The 25,132-nt window shown below is 68.6% G+C and carries 21 protein-coding genes; 20 read left to right on the top strand and 1 reads right to left on the bottom strand.

What is annotated here, in order from left to right; translation table 11 throughout:
- The 20 genes from GLA29479_RS08000 (at window position 1) to GLA29479_RS07905 (ending at window position 23,747) form a co-directional block, all read left to right on the top strand.
- Entirely contained in the window at window positions 1-525 is a 525-nt protein-coding gene (locus GLA29479_RS08000) for a phage tail protein (protein WP_031372341.1), read from the top strand.
- Window positions 522-1,304, top strand: coding sequence for a hypothetical protein (locus GLA29479_RS07995; RefSeq protein WP_057971285.1), 783 nt, complete (start codon window positions 522-524; stop codon window positions 1,302-1,304). The genes GLA29479_RS08000 and GLA29479_RS07995 overlap by 4 nt, the downstream gene beginning before the upstream one ends.
- The gene (locus GLA29479_RS25215) at window positions 1,301-2,254 is read left to right on the top strand and encodes a hypothetical protein (protein ID WP_057971284.1); all 954 of its coding nucleotides are present in this window, start codon (window positions 1,301-1,303) and stop codon (window positions 2,252-2,254) included. The genes GLA29479_RS07995 and GLA29479_RS25215 overlap by 4 nt, the downstream gene beginning before the upstream one ends.
- Window positions 2,251-3,534, top strand: a complete 1,284-nt coding sequence (locus GLA29479_RS25210) for a Pvc16 family protein (protein ID WP_057971283.1) — start codon at window positions 2,251-2,253, stop codon at window positions 3,532-3,534. The genes GLA29479_RS25215 and GLA29479_RS25210 overlap by 4 nt, the downstream gene beginning before the upstream one ends.
- 26 nt (window positions 3,535-3,560) lie before the next feature.
- Complete coding sequence (locus GLA29479_RS07980) at window positions 3,561-5,648, top strand: ATP-binding protein (protein ID WP_057973108.1); 2,088 nt, start codon at window positions 3,561-3,563, stop codon at window positions 5,646-5,648.
- Window positions 5,645-5,905 carry a hypothetical protein gene (locus GLA29479_RS07975; RefSeq protein WP_057918125.1) on the top strand — a complete coding sequence of 87 codons (261 nt, stop codon included), beginning with the start codon at window positions 5,645-5,647 and terminating at the stop codon, window positions 5,903-5,905. The genes GLA29479_RS07980 and GLA29479_RS07975 overlap by 4 nt, the downstream gene beginning before the upstream one ends.
- On the top strand, window positions 5,902-8,454 hold the full coding sequence (locus GLA29479_RS07970) for an eCIS core domain-containing protein (protein WP_057971282.1): 2,553 nt from the start codon (window positions 5,902-5,904) through the stop codon (window positions 8,452-8,454). The genes GLA29479_RS07975 and GLA29479_RS07970 overlap by 4 nt, the downstream gene beginning before the upstream one ends.
- Complete coding sequence (locus GLA29479_RS07965) at window positions 8,451-9,164, top strand: hypothetical protein (RefSeq protein WP_057971281.1); 714 nt, start codon at window positions 8,451-8,453, stop codon at window positions 9,162-9,164. The genes GLA29479_RS07970 and GLA29479_RS07965 overlap by 4 nt, the downstream gene beginning before the upstream one ends.
- Before the next feature lie 106 nt (window positions 9,165-9,270).
- Complete coding sequence (locus GLA29479_RS07960; RefSeq protein ID WP_144436407.1) at window positions 9,271-9,906, top strand: hypothetical protein; 636 nt, start codon at window positions 9,271-9,273, stop codon at window positions 9,904-9,906.
- Window positions 9,906-10,685, top strand: a complete 780-nt coding sequence (locus tag GLA29479_RS24410; protein WP_144436406.1) for a hypothetical protein — start codon at window positions 9,906-9,908, stop codon at window positions 10,683-10,685. Before GLA29479_RS07960 ends, GLA29479_RS24410 begins: the two co-directional genes overlap by 1 nt.
- Before the next feature lie 24 nt (window positions 10,686-10,709).
- A complete protein-coding gene (locus GLA29479_RS07950; RefSeq protein ID WP_057971279.1) occupies window positions 10,710-11,363 on the top strand; it encodes a hypothetical protein in 654 nt (217 codons plus the stop codon).
- A gap of 66 nt (window positions 11,364-11,429) precedes the next feature.
- Window positions 11,430-11,753: a hypothetical protein gene (locus GLA29479_RS07945; RefSeq protein ID WP_057918131.1), complete on the top strand. Its 324-nt coding sequence runs from the start codon at window positions 11,430-11,432 to the stop codon at window positions 11,751-11,753.
- Window positions 11,754-11,756: 3 nt separating this feature from the next.
- On the top strand, window positions 11,757-12,884 hold the full coding sequence (locus GLA29479_RS07940) for a hypothetical protein (RefSeq protein WP_057971278.1): 1,128 nt from the start codon (window positions 11,757-11,759) through the stop codon (window positions 12,882-12,884).
- Window positions 12,881-13,423: a phage baseplate assembly protein V gene (locus GLA29479_RS07935; protein WP_031372328.1), complete on the top strand. Its 543-nt coding sequence runs from the start codon at window positions 12,881-12,883 to the stop codon at window positions 13,421-13,423. Before GLA29479_RS07940 ends, GLA29479_RS07935 begins: the two co-directional genes overlap by 4 nt.
- Window positions 13,424-13,433: 10 nt before the next feature.
- Window positions 13,434-13,793 (top strand): hypothetical protein, encoded by a 360-nt coding sequence (locus GLA29479_RS07930; protein WP_057971277.1) that lies wholly within the window; start codon window positions 13,434-13,436, stop codon window positions 13,791-13,793.
- Between the two features lie 28 nt (window positions 13,794-13,821).
- Window positions 13,822-14,178, top strand: coding sequence for a GPW/gp25 family protein (locus GLA29479_RS07925; protein WP_031372326.1), 357 nt, complete (start codon window positions 13,822-13,824; stop codon window positions 14,176-14,178).
- A gap of 19 nt (window positions 14,179-14,197) precedes the next feature.
- The gene (locus GLA29479_RS07920) at window positions 14,198-16,708 is read left to right on the top strand and encodes a putative baseplate assembly protein (protein WP_057971276.1); all 2,511 of its coding nucleotides are present in this window, start codon (window positions 14,198-14,200) and stop codon (window positions 16,706-16,708) included.
- Window positions 16,705-19,863 (top strand): putative baseplate assembly protein, encoded by a 3,159-nt coding sequence (locus GLA29479_RS07915; RefSeq protein WP_057971275.1) that lies wholly within the window; start codon window positions 16,705-16,707, stop codon window positions 19,861-19,863. The genes GLA29479_RS07920 and GLA29479_RS07915 overlap by 4 nt, the downstream gene beginning before the upstream one ends.
- Before the next feature lie 8 nt (window positions 19,864-19,871).
- The gene (locus GLA29479_RS07910; protein WP_057971274.1) at window positions 19,872-22,124 is read left to right on the top strand and encodes a hypothetical protein; all 2,253 of its coding nucleotides are present in this window, start codon (window positions 19,872-19,874) and stop codon (window positions 22,122-22,124) included.
- Between the two features lie 18 nt (window positions 22,125-22,142).
- Window positions 22,143-23,747: a DUF6519 domain-containing protein gene (locus GLA29479_RS07905; protein ID WP_057971273.1), complete on the top strand. Its 1,605-nt coding sequence runs from the start codon at window positions 22,143-22,145 to the stop codon at window positions 23,745-23,747.
- Window positions 23,748-23,868: 121 nt separating this feature from the next.
- Here GLA29479_RS07905 and GLA29479_RS07900 read toward each other — a convergent pair whose 3' ends face one another.
- Window positions 23,869-24,936 (bottom strand): Tle-like phospholipase domain-containing protein, encoded by a 1,068-nt coding sequence (locus tag GLA29479_RS07900; protein ID WP_057971272.1) that lies wholly within the window; start codon window positions 24,934-24,936, stop codon window positions 23,869-23,871.
- Between the last annotated feature and the right edge of the window lie 196 nt (window positions 24,937-25,132).

Here is a 25,132-nt window from a genome sequence, read left to right as displayed (position 1 = left end):
ATGGCCCAGTTCACCGTCAATGCGCAGCGCTTCGACCCGTACAAGAACTTCAAGTTCAGGGTCAAGTGGGACAACAAATACGTCGCCGGCATCAGCAAGGTCAGCGCGCTCAAACGCAGTACCGAGGTGGTCAAGCACCGCGACGGCGGCGACCCCAGCAGCAGCCGCAAATCGCCGGGGCGCACCGAGTTCGAAGCGGTCACCCTCGAACGCGGCGTCACCCACGACAAGGAATTCGAGCAATGGGCGAACAAGGTCTGGAACTACGGTGCCGGCCTGGGTTCGGAGGTTTCGCTCAAGGACTTCCGCAAGGACCTGATCATCGAGGTCTACAACGAAGCCGGCCAGCTCGCCATCGCCTACAAGGTGTATCGCTGTTGGGTCTCCGAGTTCCAGTCGCTGCCCGATCTCGACGCCAACGCCAACGCGGTCGCGATCCAGCGGCTGAAGCTGGAAAACGAAGGCTGGGAGCGCGACGTCGATGTGGTCGAGCCGGCCGAACCGAGCTTCACGGAGCCTGCATGAGTGCCGCCGGCACGCCAGCACCGCGCGCTGCGGCGACCTCCGCCTCGAGCATGATCGAAGCCTTGCTGCGCGCATGGGAAACCGCGTACTCGGCATCGCCGGCAGAACGCGCGCTCGGTCTGCTGGCGGCGGTATGGCCCGAATACGATCGTTCGCATTGGCGCGGACTCTGCCTCGGCGATCGCGACGCCTGCCTGCTCCTGCTCCAGAAAGGCTTGTTCGGCGGACGCCTGCACGCCGTCGCCGCATGCCCTGCCTGCGGCGACCGCCTCGAAACCGACTTCGACGCCGGCGAGGTTTGTCCCTTGCCCGCGCAGATGCCGGCGCCGCGCGAGCCCTCGCTGCTCAAGCACCGGGACTACCGGGTCTATTTCCGCCCGCCCTGCAGCGACGACATCGACGCGCTGGACGACACCGCCGGCCAAGGCGAAAGCGTGGCCCTGCTGTTGCAACGCTGCGTCGTCAGCGCGCATTGCGGCCGGGAGGCGGTGGCCGCGGCGCAGTTGCCGGCGCCGCTGCGGCGACGCCTCATCGCCGCGATGGCCGATCACGACCCGCTCGCGGATCTGCAGCTGGCCGTCGAATGCCCCTCCTGCCGGCACGCCTGGTCGGCGTCTCTGGACGTCGCCGGCTACCTGTGGGAGGAACTGGACGACTGGGCGCAGGATCTGCTCGCCGAAGTCCATGTACTGGCGCGCAACTACGCCTGGAGCGAGCGCGACATTCTCGCCATGGCGCCGGCCCGGCGTCGCTTCTATCTCGACATGGTGCAAGCATGAGCGCCCGCAACGACCCGGCCGGCGACGGGCGCGGTCCGGCGCGTCCTCACGCGGATGCCGACGGCTTCCTCGATCGCGTGGTGGCGCGGAGCCGCCAGCAGGCACCTCTGCTGACCCGTCGTCGGCCCTCATTGTTCGAGCCACGGCAGCCCTCGGGCCCGGCTCCGGACATCGTCGAAACGATCGTCGCCGCGCCGGCACCGGCGCCCATGGCGTCGCTCGCCAGGCCGAGTGCGATCGACGAACACGCGCAGGTGGAGAACGCTCCTGCGCTGCCGAGATCCGAAACGGCGCTCCCCGTCGCGGCCCCCACGCTGACCATCGCCGCCTCGGCGCCGGCGCCGCTGTCGGTGCCGGCGACACTTTCCGCCCCGATGGGATCGCCTTACCGCCCCCACAACCCGGCCGTACACGACGAGTCCGGTTCCGCTGCGCAGCGCCATCCGCAGGCGCGTGCGAACCGGAGCAGACCGATCGGCCCGACGGACGTCGCCGACGCCCCCGAATCCAGGCCGCGCAGCGAACGCAGCGATCACGTCGAACGGGTCGCCCGCGTCGAACACATCGAACGGGTCGAGCGTCTGACCCGCATCGAACACACGCGGTCGCAAGCGCAAGCGGGCGCTGCAAGAGCGGCCACCGCCCTGCATATCCACGAACCAGGCGCGGAGCCGCAACGCCTGAGCGTCCCGGCAGCCCTGCCCAGCCCCATGTCGCGCAGACGCGATGCGGCGCCGGCCGCGCCGGTGGCGAACCCGGGCCGCGCGGCTGCGATGTCGCTTGCGCCGATCGCATCGTCTCCGGCGCCGATACACGTCACCATCGGGCGACTCGAGATCGGAGCCGTCGCGCCGAGCGCAGCGGCTGGCGCATCCGCGCCGGGCCCGACGCGGGAACCGAAACTCGGCCTCGACGATTACCTGCGCCGGCGTCATGGAGGTCGGCCATGAGCAACGCGCTGGCCATCGCCGCCGTCACCGCAGGATTGAAGGACCTGATCGGCAACGGTCTGCTCGGGCTCGATCTGTCGGCGATAGGCAGCGTCAGCGTCAGCGCCTTGCCGCCCGATCGCATCACCACCGGCCAGACCGAGCCCAATCAGCTCAATCTGTTTCTCTATCAGGTCACCCCGAACAGCGGTTGGCGCAACCAGGAACTGCCCGCCCGCGACGGCGCCGGCATCCGCACGGGCACGCCGCCGCTGGCTCTGGATCTGCATTACCTGCTCACCGCTTACGGCGCCCAGGACTTGGCGGCCGAAGCCCTGCTCGGCCTGGGCATGCAATTCCTGCACGAAACGCCGACCCTGAGCCGCGCGCAGTTGCGCATCGTGCTCGGGCCGCCGGCGCCGCCGTTCGGCGACTTCTCCGCGTTGAGCCTCGCCGACCAGGTCGAGTGGATCAAGATCACCCCGAAATACCTCAACACCGAGGATCTGACCAAACTGTGGACGGCGATGCAGGCCCGGTATCGACCGTCGATGGCTTACCAGGTATCGGTGGTGCTGATCGAGTCCGACGCAAGTGCGCGCAGCGCGCTGCCGGTGCTCAAGCGCGGTGCCGACGACCGCGGCCCGAAGGCTCTCGCCGCGGGCGCCCCTCGCCTCGACGAAGTCCGGCCGGCGGCATCGGAATTGCTGCCTGCGGCACGCCTGGGCGATGTCCTGCGCTTGCGTGGCGAGCGACTGGCCGCCACCGGCGCACAGGTGATGTTCGAAGCCGCACGCGGCGGTCTGCAACAAGCCTTGTCGGCCAGTGCAGGCGAAGACGAACATTCCCTGCTCGTGGCGCTGCCGGCGGCCGGCGATGCCGGCGCGCTGGCGGATTGGTGCATCGGGCAATACGCCGTGCGCGTGCGCGGCGAAACCTCGCCGGGACAACCGGCGCTGCTCAGCAATACCGTGGTGTTGGCGCTCGCGCCGCTGATCGAAGTGGCGCCGTTGGCCGCACCCACCGGCGATCTCACTCTGACGATCCGATGCCGGCCGCGCTTGTTGCCGGCCCAGCACGACGGTGTACGCCTCGTATTCGGCGACACCCAGGTGCGGGCCGACAGTATCGACACGCCCGCCGATCCGGCCGAAGCGAGCGTCCTGGAGTTCACCGTGCCCGACGTAGTCGCCGGCAACTACCCGGTGCGCTTGCGGGTCGACGGCCTGAACAGCCTGCCCAGCATCGCCGGAGCCGACGGCTTCGAGTTCGATCCGCAACAAACCGTGGTGGTGACATGACCCGCCACGGCGACCAGGAGACCGACATGCACGCTCGCGTGGCCGACGAAATGGAGCGCTGGGCCGAAGCGAACCAGGCCTACCTTACCGCGTCGCTGCATTGGCTGCGGCTGCGGGTGCAACGTTTGGCGACGGCGACCACGCAAGCGCCGCCGGCCAGCGAACGCAGCGCGACGCGCTGGTTCGCGCGCGGCGCCGCGGTCGCGCCGATCGAAGTCTCGGCGGCCTCGATACCGTCGACGGCGGACGAGCAAGCCGCGGCCGCGGCGCGTGCGGACGCGGCGAACTGCGAACCGGCTCCAGCCCTGCTCTTGCTGGCCGAACGGCTCGGCCTGGGCCCGTTCGAAACCGATACCCTGCTGCTGTGCGTGGCGATGGAGCTGGACCCTGCCCTGCCGGACATGATCGCAGCCGTGCAAGGAACGCCCTACCCCAGTTTCGCGCTGGCGCTGCGCCTGTTCGAGCAACCGGTATGGGACGCGCTCGCACCGCAGCGCCCCTTGCGTCATTTGCGCCTGATCGAGATCAGCCAGCCCGGCGCGACGCCGCTGACCGCAGCCGCATTGCGCGCCGACGAACGCGTGGTCAATTACGCCAAGAGTCTGAACCTGCTCGATGCACGCCTGGAAGCCGTGCTGCGCGATCAGCCGACGCTGCCGCCGATCGCGCCCTCGCAGCAACGGCAGGCCGAACAGGTCGTGACCATCCTGCGCGCCCATGGCGCGGAGCGCGACGAGACCGACGGCGATCCCGGCCCATTGCCGCTGGTGCAACTGGTCGGCGGCGACGCCGGCAGCCGCTACGCGATCGCAGCCCATGCTTGCGCCGCGTTCGGTTGCCGTCTGTATACCTTGCCGGTGCGGTCGCTGCCGACCGCGCGCAGCGAACTGGAAACCCTGGCCCGGCTCTGGCACCGCGAAAGCCTGTTGCTGCCGGTGGCGCTGTATCTGGATGCCGACGAACTCGATGCCGACAGCGGCGAAACCGCGGACGCCCTGCGGACCTTGCTCGGGCATCCGCTCGGACTCGCTTTCGTCGGCCTGCCGGTTTCGCCGCTGCGCGTGGACGGCGTGCAATGGACGGCCGAAGTGCAGCCGCCGAGCGCAGCGGAACAGCATGCGGCTTGGTGCGAGGTACTGCCCACGGCCGTGCCGGACCGCGAACGCCAGGCCGAGGCGCTGTCCGGGCATTTCCGTCTCAACCTGCAGCAAATCCGCGAAGTCGCAGCGAGCGCGCAGGCGCACGGCGGCGATGCATGGGAAGCCTGCCGCGATCTGTCTGTCTCGCGCTTGGATTCGTTGGCCCAGCGTCTGGAGCCCAAGGCGCGTTGGGAAGACCTGGTGCTCGGCGAGGAAGCCGTCTGCCTGCTGCGCCAGATCGCCGGCCAGGTCCACGAGCGGCACCGCGTCTACCAGCAATGGGGCTACGCCCAGCGCATGAATCGCGGCCTGGGGCTCAGCGCCCTGTTCGCCGGCGAGAGCGGCACCGGCAAGACCATGGCGGCGGAAGTCATCGCCAACGAGCTGCGCCTGTATCTGTACCGCATCGATCTGTCCTCGGTGGTCAGCAAGTACATCGGCGAAACCGAGAAGAACCTGCGCCGCGTGTTCGACGCCGCCGAGCAAGGCGGCGCGATCCTGTTCTTCGACGAGGCCGATGCATTGTTCGGCAAGCGCAGCGAAGTCAAGGACAGCCACGACCGTTACGCCAACATCGAGATCAACTATCTGTTGCAACGCATGGAGGCATTTTCCGGGCTGGCGATCCTGGCCACCAACATGAAGTCCGCGCTCGACGGCGCGTTCCTGCGCCGTCTGCGCTTCGTTGTCAATTTCCAGTTCCCCGGGCCGAACGAACGCGCGCGCATCTGGCACGGAGCGCTCGCGCCCGGGGTGCCCAGGGAGACGCTCGACTACGACCGTCTCGCCCGCTTCGGCCTGTCCGGCGGCAACATCCACAGCATCGCCTTGAACGCGGCGTTTTCGGCCGCCCAGGCCGGCGTCGCCGTATCGATGCCGCTATTGCTGGCCTCGCTGCGGGTGGAACTGCGCAAGCTCGGCAAGCCGATCAACGAAAGCGAGTTCGCCCCGAACGCAGGCCGGAGGCTCGGATGAGCGTCAGTGTGCACATCGAACGAGTCGTCGTGCATGGCGCGAGCATCGGCGATGCGCAGCGCGGCGAGTTCGTACGGACCTTGACCGACGAGTTGGCGCGCATGATCGGCGATCGCCGCCTGGCGGACGCACGCAGCGGTGCCTCGCTGGCGCGGCTGACGGCGCCGGCGATCCGTACCGATGCCGGAACCGCGCGGCTGGCGCGCGCCGTCGCCGGCTCCGTCGCCACGGCCCTGGGCCGGGAGATCCGACGATGAGCAAGAACGCTGCGCTCAAGGCCGTTTCGGCGCTGGCGCCGGCCCCGACGAGTGCCGGCGTCCTTGCCCGCCGCTGCGAATGCGGCAACCACACCATCGCCGGTACGACCTGCGGCGAATGCGCGCGACACGCGCCCGCCATGCCCGCAGCCTCGACGACGGCGGCGAACGCTGGCCCGGGTTCGGGTTCGGGTTCGGGTTCGGGTTCGGCGACGAGCATGGCCGCCGCGCCGAGCCTGGCCACCGTCCCTCCGGGGCCCTCGCTGCTACGCCAGCCGTCTGCCCTGCGCGCACCGCCGACGGCGCGTCGGCCTGCGCCGGTTTCGCTCGCCGCCACGATGCTGCCGCAGCGCATCGAAGCTGCGACCGGGCACGAGCGCGAAGCCGACCACATCGCCGAGGCCGCCGTCCAACGGCTTTCCATGCCGACCGATCCGACCGCGGGCGAGGACACCGCACAGGCGCCCGCATCGGCCGCGCGCATCGCCGAACTCGGCCCCGGCCGGCCGTTGTCGGAATCGCTGCGCAGCGCGTTCGAGAACGCATTCTCGTGGGACTTCTCCGGCGTGCGCGTGCACAGCGGCGACGGCGCGCAGGCCGCGGCCGGCCGTCTCGGCGCGCGCGCTTTCACTTACGCGCGCAATCTGGTGTTCGGGTCCAAGGTCGCCGATCCCGAGGCGGCCGAGCATCGCCATCTGCTCGCGCACGAGCTGACCCACGTCGTCCAGCAGGACCTCGGCGCCGGCGCATCGCCGGCACGATCGGGTTTGTCGCAACACATCGCGGCCGCACCGATGCAGGCCCAGGCCGCGCCCCTGGTGACCGCCGTCGCCGTCTCCTCGGCCGAGCTAGGCGTCGGCGGCAACGACATCACCGCCACCGCGACGGTCGCCGGCCGCAGCGCTCTCACCTGGACGATCAATCCCGGCGGTGCGGCGCCCGCCGGCGTATCCGTCGTGGGAGGCGGTCGCCGGGTCAGGATCCGCGCCGTACAGCCGCCGCCGGGCACGGTGGTCGGCGGCGCGGCGCTGACGATTCGCGCCGAGGTCGCCGGCACTCCGGCCGACAACGCAAATTCCATCGCAGTGCGGTTGGTCCAGGTGACCAGTGCGACCTATGCCGCGGCACCGGCATTGGCCGCGGTTCCGGCATTGGTTGCGGGCGCCGCGCCTGCCGGCACCGCCGAGCCCAACCGCGACGGCATCAACGGCAACACCGCCACCGTCAACGCGATCACCGCGCCGGCTGGACGCCCGGTGCGGGTGACCTTGCGCCGCGCGCTCGGCGCCCGCGTCGCCGGCAACGTCATCACCCCGGGCGCGCAGACCGGCGATGTCCGCGTGCGCATCGCCGACACCGCCACCGGCGCGCGGCTCGACGAGACCCAAGCGGTCGCCGCACCCGTGGTCGGCGCCTCCGGCCTGATGGCGGAACTCACCGTCAACGCCGTGCCGACCCGGGTGACCGCGTTGACCTTCGCCGGCGGCGCCGGCCCCTATGGCGTGCAGAACCGCATCACTTTCCGATCCTCAGACGCCGCACATGCGCCCTTGACCCGCATCGTCGGCGAGCTGATCACTCTCAATCGCAACGATTTCAATCTCGCTCCGGTCAATCCGCCGATCGGCTTCAACAACGCCTTCAATCTGCTCTTGGCCGTGCCGGCCAACGCTTGGGTCGATCAACTGGTCACGCCGGTCGCCCTGCCCAACGTCGCCGACGGGCTGCCAGCCATCGACGTCAATCGTTTCGTCGGACCCGGCGTGCGGCAGTTGCCGCGCTTCTGGAACTTCCGCCAGCGCTTCCAGTACTCGTCGTGGCGCGGCGCCGGCGCCGTGGTCAGCCGCACCTTCGCCGACGGCGTGCACGAACGCTCTCTGCGCGGCTCGCCCGCGGCCGGATTCCAGTTCCGCACCGACCACCGCTTCGGCGGCGTTGCCGCGCCGCCGCGCAACGATCCGTATGCCGGCAATCCACTCATCGTGTTCAGCGCGGTGACGGCAACGCCAACGGCAGCCGGTGCCACCGCATTGGCCGCGGACGGCAGGGCAACGGCGCGGTTGACCGTCGCCTCGACCGTCGCCGCACGCAGTGCCCGATGGAGCGTATTGGCGGGCGATAGCGCGGTGACCGCGGGCAATCCCGCCGCGTTGCCGGCGGCAGCGACGCTGACCGCCGGCCTGCGCGTCGGCAACTTCGGCCTGCGCGCGGCCGATACGATCTTCCCCAACCGCCGTGCCGACGGCCGCGTCAGGGTCGAGGCCGTGCGCCTGCGCAACATGCGCGCGGCCCCTAGCCCGGTGCCCGTCGGCGTCTTGACCAGCGTCGTCACCCTCAATGCCAACCCGGGCGGACGCGTGGTCAACTTCATCGTCGATCCTGCCGCCGCGGCGGCAGGCGTCGTCGTGGCCGTCAACGCAGGGCCGCCCGGCGTGGCGGTCGCTGCCACCGTCACACGGCCGGCAGGTTTCACCGGCGTGGTCACCGTGACCGCGGCCGACTCGGTGCTCGCCGCGCGCACGGCCACCACCAGGATCCGCTTCAGATGAACATGCGATCCGAACAGCACGAAGCGCTGCAATCGTTCGAGACCGAAGGGCTGCGCGTGCGCGCCGGCCTGCGCGTCGCCAGCACCCTCCTGCTCGCAGGAGCGCCGATAACGCTGAACTACTTCGTCGAAATCGAAGGCCCGGGCCGCCTGCATTTGGCCGTCGGCGGCGACCGCGCCAAGCAACGTCCCGCAGGCTTCGCGTTCCGCGCCACCCTGGCCGACGCCGGCACCACCCTGGCCGACCCTTGCGCCGGGGTACCCGATGTCGGCGGTCCGATCGGCCTGGTCGTCGTCGCGGCGGACATGCCATGGCGCCAGAGCTTGCTGCTGAATCAGTTCGTCGCCCTCGAAAACAGCCGCCGCGCCATCGCCGACGGCGAACACGATCTGTTGACGCTGACCTGCCGGCGCGCGCTGAAGCTGGCGACGAGCGAGGACGGCGCGCTCGACCTGGCGGATGCCACGCCGCTGGAACTGACGTTGTCGTTTTTCCTCGAACGCGACGACGCCGCGGTCGCGGCCACCGCGGCGTCGCTCGCGCAGGACGTCTTCGAAGGTCCGATCGAACGCCGCGAATCGGCACTCAGCGAATTGTTCGCGATGCGCGATGCAGCGCGGGTGCAGATCCGCGCCCTCACCCAGCATCCGCAGGCATCGGTGGCCGAACGCGCCAGGCAAGTGCTGGACGCCTTGGAGTCGGTGTCGTGAAGCCGCCCGCAGCGACCGCGCCGCGACCGTCGCCTCCAGCGCTTGCGGCGCTCGACCGCGCTGGCTCGCGCATAGGCCCACCATGCTGCTCATTGAGGGGCGACTAATGGAACGCCACAGCATCGAACGCAACCTGCTCAAACCCGCGAGCCCGGCGGCGGCCAGCCCGTTCGCCGTGCGTCCGAACGACACCGAGCAAAAGGCGCCCTCTGATGCCGCGCGAATCGTGGCGCGCATGCCGAGTTCCCAGCTCCGGCCCGATCCCGCCGACCTGTTGCAACCGGTCTCTTCGCAGTCCGGCCGGATGCGTTTACCTGCCCATATGTCGCTGATCGCGCCCTTGACCAAACCGCGCTCGCCGTTCAAGCCTCCGCCGTCGGCCAGGCTAAGAAAAATGCTGAAGCTGCCGTTGCCATCACAGCAGCAGAGCTTGCCGAAATGGGTGGAAGGGCCCGAGCCTCCACCGCGGCTGGAGGTTCCCCGTGCGAACCTCAGCCGCTTGCCAGGCCGCGAACTGCCTGTTCCCGAGTTGGGTCCGAAGGCGAAATGGCTGTGGTCGTTCGTCACGGCTCTCTTCGACCAGGACCCGGGCCTGGACCCCGACCCTCTCCACATGTTCGGGCCGTCGAGCAGCACGTATCTGTTTCAACAGGCTCAAGACGCGCTCAAGGAAGAGGGCGAGGGCCACGACCTTCAATTCGAGGGAAAATTCGATTTCCCGCCGCGGCGAGGAACCCGCTGATGGAGCGCCATGGCCTTCATCCTCGCCTACGACGAAAGAACTCCGTTACTCCGGTGCGGGCCTCCGCGGCTCCGAATCTGGCAGCCCCCCACGAATCCTGCCAGCGCCTACCCCATGCGCGGCCGTCGACGGGCGTGGACTTCGCGCGAATCAGCGCATATGCGCCGCAAGCCGCGCCTCAAGGCGGACGCGCCGATCCCGACGACACCGCCACGATTCCACAGGTGCCGTCTTTCGTCCTGCAGCCCCCGTCCCTGCTCTCGCCGCGCCCGCGATTTCCACGCCTCTCGCTGGTGCCGCCGCTGCGCTTGTCGCCGCCGCTGCCGACCACGACCCCGCCCCCTCCCGCGCCGGCTCCGTCGTTGATGCCGCTGCGATGGCCGTTACGCGCCCCTCTGGGCCTGGTTCCTCCACTGAGCGGCCTGGACCCGAACTTCTGGCAACCGCCATCCACCGATATGAACTCTCGTATCGATTGGCTCGGCATCCGCCGCGCCTACAGCGCCCGTGGCAGCTACTTCGGCTCGCGCGATGCGGATTCCTTCGTCGCCGAGGCGCAACGATCGTCAGAGCTGATGCGCACGATCGGCATGCCGGAGCGATTGCGCTTAGGCCCGCTCAACCTCGACCTGCTCAACCTGGGACTGCGCCTGCAGGCCGACCAGCTCAATGCGCGCGAGAACCCCAACTTCATGGACCGCATGCAATCGGAATGGAAAGTCCATCACCCCAACGACATCAGGACGCCGATTTTCCCGTTCTTCAGCAGAGATTTCTGATCGGGCCGACAGGGAAACCAGACGATGAGCGGATACCCACGATCTCCCAAGCTGTTGCGCGGCGGCCTGGTCCTGCTGGACCCGGTCAGCGGCAACGTGCTGCGCATCATCGGCCTGCAATACAACCCCGACAGCATGACCCGCAGCCTGCAGATCAAGGGCATCGGCGGCGAATCCGGCGATCGTTCGGAAGCGCTGCGTTTGAAAGGGCCGCCGGCGGAGACGATCAAGCTCGAGGCCGAAATCGACGCCAGCGATGCCCTCGAAGCCGGCCAAGTGTCGTCCACGCTGAGCGGCCTGCATCCGCAGATCGCCGCGATCGAAGCGCTGGTCCATCCGGCCAGCGGCGACCTGTTCGCGGCCAATGCGATCGCCGCGACCGGCTCGCTGGAAATAGCGCCGGCGTTGGCGCCGCTGTCGGTGTTCGTGTTCGGCCCCAACCGGATCGCGCCGGTGCGCATCACCGAGCTGAGCATCACCGAGGAGGCCTTCGATGTGTCGCTGAATCCGATCAGGGCCAAGCTCAGTCTCGGCCTGCGCGTGCTCAGCATCGACGACATCGGATTCGACAGCAAAGGCGGCGGCTTGTTCATGAGCTACCTGCTGAGCAAGGAGCGCTTCGCGGCCCAGGCAATCGGCGCTGATTTCCGCGCTCTCGGCATTCCAGGCGTGTTCTGACCGAAAGCGCGAGACCGATCAGGACGACGCGGATCTCGATCCGCTGCAACGACGGAGGATACGGCGATGGCGAACTACGATTTTCCACCCGGCAGCCGCTACCACGCGGTGCCGGTGGCCATGCGGGTCGGCGAGGACGGCACGGTCGTGCCGTATCTGCTACGGCGGTTCCTGCCGCCGCTGGACGGTTTCGTCACCTTGCACGAGCACACGGTGGTCGAAGGCGAACGTCCCGACCTCGTCGCTGCGCGCGAACTCGGCGACTCCGAAGCGTTCTGGCGCTTGTGCGATGCGAACGGCGCGATGCACCCCGACGAGCTCACCGACACGATCGGCGAACGCGTACGCATCACCTTGCCCGACGGCGTGCCGCCGCCGGCGCGGGAATAAGCCATGGTCCAGGGCATCCACCTGACGCTGATGATCGGGCCGGCGGTGCCGGTGCCGGCGCCGCGCATGGTCGTGGATGCGCTGCAGAGCGTCGAGGTCACCAGCGGCAAGGACAAGAGCGGGTTCCAGCTCAGCTTCGGCGTCAGCAAGGACTCGCCGTTGCTGACCACGCTGCTGCCGGCCGGCTACTTCGACCCGATCGCCACGCGCGTGGTGGTCATGGTGACGCTGGGAGGATTTCCGCACGTGCTGATGGACGGCCTGGTGACGCGGCAGGAACTCGCGCCTAGCAGCGACCCGGGGCAGTCGGTGCTGACCATCACCGGCGACGACCTGAGCACCGCGATGGACTTGATCGAACTGGCCCTGCCCTATCCCAACATGTCTTCGACCGTGCAGGCCTACCAGATTCTGGCCCGATACGCCGGGCTCGGCATCGTGCCGATCGTGATCCCGCCGTTCATTCCCGAACAGCCGATCATGACCAAGAAGATCGAAGCGCAGAACGGCACCGACCTTGAGCACCTCAAGAAGATCGCCGACGACAGCGGCTTCGTCTTCTACGTCGAACCGGGGCCCCTGCCCGGGCAAAGCATCGCCTACCTCGGGCCGAACATCCGCATCCCGGTACCGCAGCCGGCATTGAGCATCAACATGGATGCGCACACCAACGTCGAGTCGATGAGTTTCCAGCTCGACGGCCTGGCCAAGGAGACCTTGCTGGTCAACGTTCACGATCCGATCACCGGCCGTCTGCCGCTGGTGATTCCGATCCCTTCGGTGAACATCTTCCAGCCTCCGCTCGGCGCACGGCCGACGCCGCCGCTGAAGACGGTGATGTCGCACGACACCGGCGGCGACTCGACCGAGTTCACCCTCAAGAAGATGCTCGGCCGCATGCTCAAGGGCGCGGCCAATGCGATCACCGTCAGCGGCTCGCTCGACGTGTTGCGCTATGGCCATGTGTTGCGCTCGAAGCTGATGGTCGGCGTGCGCGGCGCCGGCCTGGCCTACGACGGTCTCTACTACGTCGATAGCGTGACCCACAAGATCAAGCGCGGCGAGTTCAAGCAGAGCTTCGAGCTCAGTCGCGACGGACTGATTTCCCTGACTCCGAGGGTGCCGACATGAGCGACGGATCCAGCGGCGTACGACTGTATCCCGGCATCTACCGGGGCACGGTCGCCATGAACACCGATCCCGAATTCCGCGGTCGGTTGTTGCTGACCGCGGTCGACGTGGCCGGCTTCGTGCCGACCACCTGGGCCGAGCCCTGCACGCCCCTGTCCGGGCCGCCCGGTCCGGGCATGGGCGTGTACGCGGTGCCGCCGGTCGGCGCCGGCGTGTGGCTGATGTTCGAACACGGCGACGTCAACAAGCCGGTGTGGCTGGGCTGTCGTTTCGACACCAGCGCCGATCCGCCGGCCATGGCCAAGCTCGGCAACCCGGCCGATCCCAACATCGTCATCCAATCCTTGCTGCAGAACATGCTCATGGTCAGCGACATGCCGCCCACGCCGATTACCGGCGGCATCGTACTCAAAAGCACCACCGGGGCGATGTTGGTGGTCAACGACAGCGGCATCTACATCGACAACGGCAAGGGCGCCTCGATCTATCTGGTCGGGCCGACCATCACCTTCAACAAAGTCGCCATGGCGATCACCTGAGGACGCGGCCATGCCCGGATATCTGTTGCACGCCAACGCCGTCATGACCTGCCAGCACGCGGTCGGCCAGGCCAAGATCGCGCCGGTGCAGACGCGCGTACTGGTGATGGGGCAACCGGTGGCGACGATCCCGCCGGGCGCGCCGACCATCGTCGTCGCCGGTTGTCCCTTCACCCTGCCCAACGGCAAGCCGCAGCCCTGCGTCACCGTGCGCTGGACGATGCCGAGCGCGCGGGTCACCGTCATGGGCTTGCCGGCGATGCTGACGCCGGCGCCCGGGCCGGCGCCGGGCATTTGCCAGAGCGCCGAACAGATCCCGCAGGGCGCGCCGATCGTCGGCGCCATGCAGGCCCGCGTGTTCGCGACCTAGCCGCCGCAGCACGAGCCGGAGAACCGCCATGCATCTGGACTTCCCTTTCCATGTCGACGGCCGCGGCCGCAGCGCCGCCACCGACCATGCCGGCCACGTGCGCGACATGATCGAGCAACTGGTGTTCACCCAGGCCGGCGAACGCGTCAATCGGCCCGACTTCGGCAGCGGGCTGTTGCAACTGGTGTTCGCCGGCAACAGCCCCGAGTTGGCCGCGACCGTGCAATTCACCTTGCAGGCGGCGCTGCAACGCTGGTTGCAGGACGTGATCGAAGTGCGCGCGTTGCAGGTCAGCGCGCAGGACGCCGCATTGACCGTCGAGCTGAGTTACGTGCTGCTGCGCACCCGCGAAGAGCAAAGCGCGCGCTTCACCCGCGCGATCTGACCGAGGCAGGGATTCCGTCATGACTCTTTCATGCTGCAACGATCCGCGCCGCCAGGACGTCCGTGCCTTCCGCGGGCGGGTCGGCCTGGACTTCGTCGAAGTCTCCGCCGACCAACTCGAACTGCACGTTTACTTTCTCGGCAAGCTGCCGCCCGAGTTCGGCGAGGACGGCCCCGGGCTGCTGCGCCATCTGCGCATCGAAGGCGGCACCCGCATCGGCGACATCGGCATCGTCGACGTCGACCCGCACCCCAGCGACGAACCCGATGTCGACGATTGGTTGACGGTACGTCTCGATCGACGCGGCGACCATTCGCGTTACCGCTTGCGCCTGCTCGACATCGACGGGCTGGACCCGATGTACGCCAGCGCCGAGTTCTCGTTCAAGGCCGGCTGCCCATCCGACCTGGATTGCGCGGCGGTACCGGCCTGCGTGGAGGAGCCGCCGAGCGAACCCGCGTTGTCGTACCTGGCCAAGGACTACGCCAGTTTCCGTCGCCTGATCCAGGACCGGCTCGCACTGGTTTCGCCCGACTGGGACCCGGAGCACGTACCCGATCTCGGCGTCACCTTGATCGAGTTGCTGGCCTATGCCGGCGATTATCTGAGCTACTACCAGGATGCGGTCGCGACCGAGGCCTATCTCGACACCGCGCGCCAACGCATCTCGGTGCGCCGGCACGCGCGGCTGGTCGACTATCGCCTGCACGAAGGCTGCAATGCCCGCGCTTGGGTCGCCGTCGAGACCTCGCAGGATCTCGATGTGGCGGTCGCCGACATCATCTTCCTCAGCGGCATCGCCGCCGATGCGCCGGTGCCGCCCCTGCTCGGCGACGAGGCCATGCGCACGCTCGCGTCCGATCCTTACCACCGCTACGACAGTTTCCTGCCGCTGACCGGCGGCGACGCCGGCTTGATCGCCCTGCGCAGCGCACACAACCGCATCGCGTTCTACGACTGGGGGCGCGACGACTGCTGCCTGCCGCGCGGTGCGACGACGGCGGTGTTGCGCGATGCGTGGGCGCAATCGCAAGGCGAGGCACGCGCGCTGGAACTGAAGGCCGGCGACGTGCTGTTGTTGAAGGAGGTGCTGGGACCGCGCAGCGGACTCGAGGCGGATGCCGATCCGTCCCATGTCCGGCCGGTGCGGCTGACCCGGGTCGAGGCAATCGAGGACACGCTTTATCCCACCGGCCCCGACGACCCGCGGCCGATACCTCTGCTACGGGTGGAATGGCATAGCGACGACGCGCTGCCGTTCGCGCTGTGCCTGAGCGCACTGGGCCCGGCGCCGAACTGCGCGCGCTTGCACGATGTGTCGATGGCGCTCGGCAACGTAGTCCTGGCCGACCACGGCCGCCGCGCCGGCCCGCTCGATCTCGGCACGGTGCCCGACGCACACGGCGAGGCCGAATGCGAATGCGAAGGCCAACCGTCGGAACTCGTGCAACGGCCCGGCCGCTTCCATTGGCACCTGCCGGATGCGCCGCTGACCCATCGTACCCAGGTGCCGGCCGCCAATCGCGCCGCGTCCGCCAGCCTCGATCAGGATCCGCGCGAAGCCTTGCCTGCATTGCGCCTGGACGATGACGAGGGCGCTGTGTGGACGCCGGTGTTCGATCTGCTCGGCAGCGGCGACGAGGACCGCCATGTGGTCGTCGAGATGGACAACCAGGGCCTGGCTCATCTGCGCTTCGGCGACGACGACCTCGGCAAGCGCCCCGAACCGGGCCGCCGCTTCGCCGCCCGTTACCGGCTCGGTAACGGCAGCGCCGGCAACGTCGGCGCCCACGGCATCAACCGCGTGCATCTGCGCGGCGAATGGAGCGGCTTGCAGCTGCGCGTCGACAATCCGCTGTCGGCGCGCGGCGGCACCGACCCCGAGCCGCTGGCGCAGGCGCGCTTGCTGGCGCCCGGCGCGTTCCGCAAGCAACGCCTGCGCGCGATCACCGCCGACGATTACGCGCACCTGGCCGAACGCGATCTGCGAGTGCAGCGCGCCGCCGGCGAACTGGTATGGACCGGCAGTTGGTACGAGGCCGACGTGGCTCTGGACCCGTACGGTCGCGTGCCGGCCGACGCCGAGTTGATCGGCGATGTCCAGACGGCCCTGCACCGCGTGCGCCGCATGGGCCACGACCTGCATGTGGAGACGGCGGTGTACGTGCCGATCGAACTGGGCCTGGAAGTCTGCGCCCTGCCCGGCTACGAGCGCGGCGCGATCAAGGCCGCACTGCTCGAACACTTCGGCTCCGGTCGTCGCCGCGACGGCCAACCGGGTTATTTCCACCCCGATCGCTTGAGCTTCGGCCACAGCCTGCGGGCCAGCGCACTGGTCGCCGAAGCGATGGCGGTGACCGGCGTGGAATGCGCCCGGGTGATCCGTCTGCAGCGCCTGTTCGCGGCCGCCAACCGCGAACTCGAAGACGGCATCCTGCGCCTGGGCGCACACGAGATCGCGCGCCTCGACAACGACCCCAACTATCCCGAGCACGGCAAGCTCTCGATCTTCGTCGGAGGTGGGCGATGAGCGCTCACGACTGCGGATGCGGCGGCGCCCGCTGTGGCTGCTGCCAAGGCGTCGCGGCGTCGACGCCGGTGGCGCTGGACAACCGTCGCGGACTGCCCGCGCTGGCCTACCGGGTCGGCACCCACGGCCGGTTCCTCGCCAGCATGAAGGCGCGATTGCCGAGCATGGAGGTCGAAGTTCCCGGCGACGGCCACCAGCCCGCGCGCAGCTTGCGGCCCCTGCAGCCGCTGACCACGCGCGACCCCGCCGACCCGGCGATCGCCTTGTTGGACGGCTGGGCCACGGTCTCGGACGTACTGAGCTTCTATCAGGAACGCATCGCCAACGAAGGCTATCTGCGCACCGCAGGCGAACGCCGCTCCCTGGTCGAACTGGCGCGCCTGGTCGGTTACGCGCCGCGCGCCGGCGTCTCTTCCAGCGTGTTCCTGTCCTACATCGTCGACGACAACCAGGCCGAGCCGGTCGAACTGCCGGTCGGCATGCGCGCGCAGAGCATCCCCGGTCCCGGCGAACTGCCGCAATCGTTCGAGACCGACGAAGCGCTGCAGGCACGGCGCGAATGGAACGACCTGCAGATCCGCCGCGAGCGGCCGCAGCGGATCGAGCTGGCCAACGTGCTCGCCCTCGACAGCATCCACGCGGTCGGCGTCGACACCGGCGTCCTGCCCGGCGACCTGTTGCTGTTCCAGTTCGGCGCCTCGGCCAACGCGGTGCACGTCGCACGTCGCTTGATCGCGGTAGAACCCGATTTCGCCGGGCAACGCACGCGTCTGCGCCTGCAGCCGCTGCCGCCGCTGCAGGACCAGGCGCACCCGTTGTTGCAGGTTCTGCAGAACAAACTGGCCTTCATCCAGGACGACCGTGCGATCGAGAATTGCGCGCAACTGTTGAATGCACTGCGGCTGGGCGCGCCGCGTCCGCCGATGGACGAATGGGCCGGCCTGCTGAACGGCGGGGTCGAGAACGGCAACGCCATGCAGGCCATCGACGCTTTCGGCGAGGCACTGTCCGAGCTCGAGCTGCCGGGCGCGAGCACGCCGAACGGCGGACCGGACGATGCGGTCGAGTATCTGCTGCAGCCGCGCCGGCTGCAGGCCGCCAACACCCTGCGCCTGCCGCGCAAGCTCGACGAGACCTTCAGCTACGACGCCGATGTGCAGCCGCAATTGATCACCGACTTCGCGCCGACCCTCAAGGACAGTTATTACGCGGCCTGGCGCGGCTCCAGCCCCGGACAGGCGACGCCCTCGTTGACGGCCGTGCACGTGCTCGGCGCGGGCGAGACCCTGTTCGGAGCCGGCTCGTCCAAGCCGATGCCCGGCACCACCAACAACACCATCCCGTCGGTCGAATCGTGGACGGACTGGGTCTACGAGGACGACGAAAGCGACAGCAACGCCTTCCTCGGCAAGGCCGATCCGCTGCTCGCGATCGGCGATCGGGTCCTGGTCGTGCGGCCGCCGCTGCCGACCGAGCGCTTGGCGCGCTACCAGGTGATGCACGTCGCCAGCACGCATACCGGGCCGCGCAGCGCCTACGGGCTGTCACAGGAAAGCACCCGGATCGAATTCGGCGCCGAAGGCAAGCCCAGCGCCTGGCGCGATGTCGCCGACGGCGAGACTCGCCTCGAGATCTTCGAACTGCGCCAGACCTGGCTGCACCCGCAACGGCGCCGCCTGGAGATGGCCGCCGAACCGATTCTCGACGACGTCTCCGGCAGCCAACTGGAACTGGGCCCGTTGCACGAGCAACTCAAGTCCGGTCGCTGGGTGGTGGTGGAAGGCGAACGCAGCGACATTCCCGGGGTGCGCGGCGTGCGCGTCAGCGAGCTGATGATGATCGCCGGCCTCAAGCACGGCAGCGACTTCTGGCGTCCGGGCGACCGTCCGCACACCACCCTGCGCCTGGCCACGCCGTTGGCCTACGTGTACTACCGCGACGGGCTGCGCATCCGTGCCAACGTGGTCGCGGCCAGTCACGGCGAGAGCCGCAAGGAAGTACTCGGCAGCAGCGACGCGCGGCGGCCGCTGCAACGCTTCGCCTTGCGCCAACCGCCGCTGACCTGGCGCCCGGCGCCGACCGCGGTAGGCGCGGCAAGCACGCTCAAGGTGCTGGTCAACGAGGTGGAATGGCAGGAAACCGACAGCCTCGCCGGGCTCGGCCCCGACGCGCGCGCCTACGTCACCGTGACCGGCGACGACGGCGTGACCTCGGTGGTGTTCGGCGACGGCGTCAACGGCCTGCGCCCACCGAGCGGCTTCGAGAACCTGCGCGCCGAATACCGCAACGGCATCGGCAAGGGCGGCAACGTGCGTGCCGGGCAGATCTCGCTGTTGATCAGCCGTCCGCTTGGAATCAAGGAGGTGATCAATCCGCTGCGCGCCTCCGGCGGCGCCGACCGCGAAAGCATCGGGCTGATCCGCGAGAACGCGCCGCGTTCGTTGATGGCGCTGGACCGGCTGGTGTCGCTGTCGGACTACGCCGACTTCACCCGTATGTTCGCCGGCATCGCCAAGGCCGTGGCGGCGCGGCTCAGCGACGGCGTGCGCGAAGTGGTGCACATCACCGTCGCCGGGGTCGACGACATGCCGCTGGATCCGAATTCCGACCTCTATCGCAACCTCATGCAGGCCCTGCGCGAACTCGGCGACCCCGCCCTGTCGGTGCAGGTGGCCATGCGCGAACGCATCGCCCTGGTGCTGCAAGCGCGGCTGCGGCTATTGCCGGGCCATCGCTGGGAGCCGGTCGCCACCGCGGTACGCGACCGCCTGCTGGAACGCTTCGGCTTCGACCAGCGCGCCCTCGCCCAGCCGGCCCTGCTGTGCGAGATCGTCGCGGCGATGCAGTCGGTGCGCGGCATCGACTGGGTCGACGTCGACAGCTTCGGCGGCATCCCCGAGACCGTCATCGACGGGCAGAGCGACCAGCGCCGGCTGATACGCCAGAACGAGATCACCGACATCGTCCAGGCCATCGTCCACGGCGACAGCGACAGCGGCTTCAACGGCAACGATGCACAGTCGATACCGATCCAGCCGCCCGCCCGCGTCGAGGCCGGCCCCGCCGAGCCCAACGGCGACACCATCCGGCCGGCGCGGCTGGCCTGCTTCGTGCCGAACGTGCCCGACACCCTGATCCTCAATCCGGTCCAGTGAGCGACGACATGGACATCCCTTCGCTGCACATCGAACCACGCATCGACCGCCTGTACCGGCTGCTGCCGACGATTCACCGCATCCGCGACATCGAGCAGGGTTATCCGCTGCAGGCCTTGCTGCGGGTGATCGCCGAGCAGATGAACCTGGTCGAGGACGATATCGCGCAGTTGTACGACAACTGGTTCATCGAGACCGCCGACGACTGGGTCGTGCCCTATCTCGCCGATCTGATCGGCTATCGTCCGGTGGACGCGGCCGGGGCGCCGGCGCAGCGCCGCGACGACGCCGGGCGCGCGCTCGAGCGCGCGCTGGTGCCGCGACGCGAGGTGGCCCAGTCGATCCAGCACCGTCGCCGCAAAGGCACGGTCGCTCTGCTCGAAGACCTCGCCCGCGACATCGCCGGCTGGCCGGCGCGCGCGGTCGAGTTCTTCCAGCGCCTGGACCGGGCCCAGAACCTCGATCACCTGCACCTGCACCGGCTCGGCACCGCCTCGTTGCGCGACATGGCGGCGCTGGATCTGTGCGGCGGGCCGTTCGACCCGCTCGCGCACAGCGTCGACGTGCGCCGTATCGCTTCGCCGCGTCGCCCGGGGCGCTACAACATCCCCAGCGTCGGCGTGTTCGCCTGGCGCATGCGCAGCTATCCGGTCACGCGCACGCCGGCCTACTGCGTCGAGGATGCCGGCCCGCATTGCTTCACCTTCAGCGTGCTCGGGCAGGACGCGCCGCTGTACCGCAAGCCGCGCCCCGAGCCGGACCGCCACCATCTCGCCGGCGAGGAAAACCTGCCGATGCCGCTGCGTCGGCGCGTCCTGGAACGGCACCTGGACGACGAATACGGCATCGGCAAGAGCCTGGCGGTGTGGGCCGAACGCTGGGCCGGCCACGACGCCAGCGAACCGCTTCCGGTCGGCGCGGTCGTGGTCGCCGACCTCAGCGGCTGGCGCTATCGCGTGCCGCGCGGCAAGGTCGCGATCGATCCGGTGCTCGGCCGGCTGATGTTCCCGCCGAACCAGATTCCGAAGAAAGGCGTGCGGGTCAGCTATCACTACGGTTTCGCCGCCGACCTCGGCGGCGGCGAATACCGACGGACGATGCGCCGACCGGCGCAGGACTTCCGCTTGTATCGGGTCGGCGAGTCCGGCGCGCACGACGCTTCGGCCGACGCCCCCGCGCCGGTGCCGCGCATAGCCGACGCCCTGCGCCTGTGGCAGGAACAGTCGCCGCAGCACGCCGTGATCGAACTGATCCACAGCGGGGTCTGGGTCGAGCCGCTGCACATCCGGCTGCAACCGGGGCAGTCGCTGAGCTTGCGCGCAGCCAACGGCGTGCGCCCGGTGATTCGCTTGATCGACTGGCAGACCGACCTGGCCGATGCGCTGACCGTGGAGATGGATGTCGGCAGCCGCTTCGCCCTCGACGGCATCCTGCTGACCGGACGGCCGTTACACGTGTCGGCGCCGCGCGAACCCGAGACCTATGCCGAACAAGCCGCACGACAGCCCGATTGCGCCGCCGAGCTGTCGATCCGCCACTGCACCCTGGTGCCCGGTTGGGGCATCGGTTGCGGCTGCGAACCCGACCGCCCGGCCGAACCCAGCCTGGAGCTGTACAACCTGCGCGCAAAGGTACGGATCGAACGCAGCATCGTCGGCTCGATCCAGATCCAGCAGGACGAGGTCGGCAGCGATCCGATCCCGCTGACGATCGAAGACAGCATCGTCGACGCCGCCGGCCCGCGCCAGGAAGCGATCGGCGCGGCGACCTCGGCGGTCGCGCACGCGCGTCTGAAACTGCTTCGTTGCACCGTGTTCGGAACGATCGAGGCGCATGCCCTGGAACTGGCCGAGAACTGCCTGTTCAACGACTGCCTCAACGTCGCCCGCCGCCAGATCGGCTGTGTGCGTTTCAGCCATGTGCCCTGCCACTGCCGCACGCCGCGACGCTATCGCTGCCAACCCGACGGCGTCATCGCGGCGGTGCGCGATCGCAAGCTCCCGGCGCCACTGGAGCAACGCGAGATCGCCGCCGAGCGCCTGCGGGTGCGGCCGCGCTATCGCTCGCGGCGCTACGGCCGGCCCGGTTATGCGCGGCTGCTCGATCATTGCGCGCTGGAGATCCTGCGCGGCGCCGACGACGAATCGCAGATGGGCGTCTACCACCATCTCTACGAGCCGCAACGCGAGGCCAACCTGCGCGCGCGGCTCGACCAGTACACCCCGGCCGGCATGACCGTCGGACTTCTCTTCGCCGATTGACCTGGAAGGAAAGCAGCTATGAAAGGCGACTTCTCACGGGCGAGCTTCGATCCCCGCCATCATTTCAGCCAGGTCCTGCTGCAACAGGGCCGGGTCACGCTGGATGCCGACCCGAACGAACAGGGCGCGATCCTGCTGCATCTGCTGCGCACGCTCGCTCGCGACGTGTTCGGTCCCTATGCGGCGCCGGCCGGAACCCCCGGATTCGGGCTGACCCTGGAGCAGCGCGACGGCAAACGCTCGCTGCGGATCGGCGCCGGACGCTATTACGTCGACGGCGTGCTGTGCGAATGCGACGGCAGCGACTACCTGTCGCAGCCGCATTTCATTCCCGCGCCGGCCAACGACCAACCCGGTTCGGGCGATCCGCTGCGATCGTGGCTGGAATCGTCCTCCAACCAGGACGACAGCCGTTTCTGGGTCTATCTGGACGTGTGGGAGCGTCATCTCACCGCGGTGGAAATGCCGCAACTGCGCGAAGTCGCACTCGGCGGGCCCGACACCTGCAGCCGGCGCCAGGTGATCTGGCAGGTGCGCGCACTGGAATTGGAGACGATCCGGGATCGACTCGAAGAGCGCATCGAAGTTCTCAAGGAACGCGCCGAGCAGACCCAGGACGAAGCCGAGCGCGAGCGCTTGAAACAGGAAATCGAACGCCTGCAGCAAGGCTTGGACCAACTCGACGAAGACTATCGCTCGGCCTGCCCCGCGCCGCTGCTGTTGTTCGACCGGCAACCGCCGAAACTGGCGGCGCAACTGCAAGAGCTGCCGCGCCTCGACGACCCCTGCGTCACCGATCCCGACTCTGCGTATCGCGGCGCCGAAAACCATCTGTACCGGGTCGAGATCCATCGCGGCAACGACAACGGCAACGTCGGCGCGACCTTCAAATGGTCGCGCGACAACGGCAGCGTGCTGACGCGCTGGATCGGCGGCGGCGGCGACAAGCTCGAAGTCGCCAACGCGCGCGACTTCCGCGAACGGCAATGGGTCGAGATCACCGACGAACAGGACGACCTGCTCGGTCGTCCCGGCCAGCTGAGCCAGATCAGCGGCGTCGAAGGCAACACGCTGACGCTGACCCAGGCCCAGGGCCGCAGCCCCAACGCGACGACCAAGGTGCGGCGCTGGGACCATGTCGGTGCAGGCGACATCGTGCTGGTCGACGGCGCGGTGCCGGTGGACAAACCCGACGACGGCAAACCCGGCAAGCCCGGCGAGTGGTACTGGATCGCGCTCGAGGACGGCATCCAGGTCCGTTTCGCAGCCGACGGCGAGTATCGCAGCGGCGACTACTGGCTGATTCCGGCCCGCGTCGCCACCGGCAACATCGAATGGCCGCGCAACGGCGGGGTCGCCGAGCTGCGGCCGCCGCTCGGCGTCGAACACCGCTACGCTCCGCTGGGCTTCGTCGGCCTCAACGTCGACGGCATGGAGGGGGTCGACACCTGCACCTGCGTCGTCTACCCCGACCGCAGTTGCGGCATGCAGGAACGCTTCGACGACGCGGTATCCGGCGACAGCGCCATCGGCACGGTCAAGGCGGTCAAACGCGCGCCGCAGAACACCGCGGTGACAGTCAAGAAAACCGCGGCGACCAAACCCAAGCGAAAGGAGAAATAGCGTGGCCGAAAGGCGCGACGATCACTACCGCTCGGTCCCGATCCTAACCGTCGCCATCGCTACCTGCCTGCATAGTGCGGGCCGAACCACGTCGTGACTCGGCCCGCAGATCCAACGACGCTCAGATCTGGCGCGTATGCGGCAGGGTCGGCGCGTGCTCGCCGCCCTGCTGAATCTGTGGGCGGTTCAGCATCCCATGCTGGTTGATGTGCTGGATCAACTGCTGGCCCAAGACACCGCTCGGCAAGGCGCCCATGACCTTGGCGTACTTCGCCGAGGGATCGCCGAGTTTGCCTTCGACCAGGAAATGGCCCTGGCCGCCGTCTTTCTCCGCGATGATGTGATCGACCTTCGACAAACCGCCCTTGTGGGCGACGTCGGCCAGCTTGGCGACCTCGCTATTCTGCAGCGACTCGCGCACCGTGCCGATGCCATGCAACTTGAGCAGATGCTTGCTCCCATCCACGGCTGCGAACATGGGGCGCGCCATGTCCAGGTCCGGGTCGTCGCCGGGTTCGTGACCACGCAGGCCGCTGTGCTGCTGAGGCTTGAACTCGAACTTCGGCCCCTGCAACTCCACCCCCTGCCTGGGCGGCACCAGCGAGACGACACCGGTGCTTTGCAAGCCCTGCAAGGGCTCGCCTTCGACCACCAGGTTGGTCACCGATGGGCCGCCTTTGCCCTTGTGAAAGGTCTCGGGGTTGAAGCCGTAGGCTTTGAGCGTGCCCAGGCTCGGCCAGGCCGGGTTCGCGGTGACGCAATCGACACCGATCGCCTGCGAGACCAGCAAGGCCTGGCCGCCGCCCTTGGAGTGACCGGTCACTCCGACCAGGCTCGGACCGAGTGCCGCGCTGACTTCCTTGCCCAGCAGCATCGACTGCTCGTGCTGCTCGCTCTTCATGCCCAGCGCCTGGCGGAAATTAGCCGACCAATCTCCGAGCCGCGCGGTACCGCGATAGTCCAACACGAATCCTTCGGACTCGGAGTCGGTGCCGGGCTTGCGATACAAGGTCGCATGCATACCGCTGGGGCTGCTATGGAATTTGCCCGGATCCAGATTGAGTTTCTTCAGCATTTCATCGTCGACACGCTGCCAATCGCCGGTCTTACCTGTGCTCTTGGGCTGATAGCCGTCTTCCATGATCGCCGCGGCACTCAACGGATCGAGCTTGGGCCGCTGCGGCTGCACGGGTTCGGGTGGGACCGGCGTGGACTGCGGTTGACGTTGGACGCGGCTAAATAAGCCCGACAGAAATCCGGATGAAGAGCCGGTCGGATCGGACGTCGGCATGGAAAGTCTCCTGAAAGTTGGCGCAATTCTCTTGGATGCGCACGCCGCAGGCGACGACATGTGCGCATGCCCGACTCTGTCGAACGCCTGAAGC

The organism is Lysobacter antibioticus (genome assembly GCF_001442535.1).
GTDB lineage: Bacteria > Pseudomonadota > Gammaproteobacteria > Xanthomonadales > Xanthomonadaceae > Lysobacter > Lysobacter antibioticus.
The sequence above is the reverse complement of the archived record's forward strand: the minus strand, read 5'-3'. Positions and strand labels throughout refer to the sequence as shown.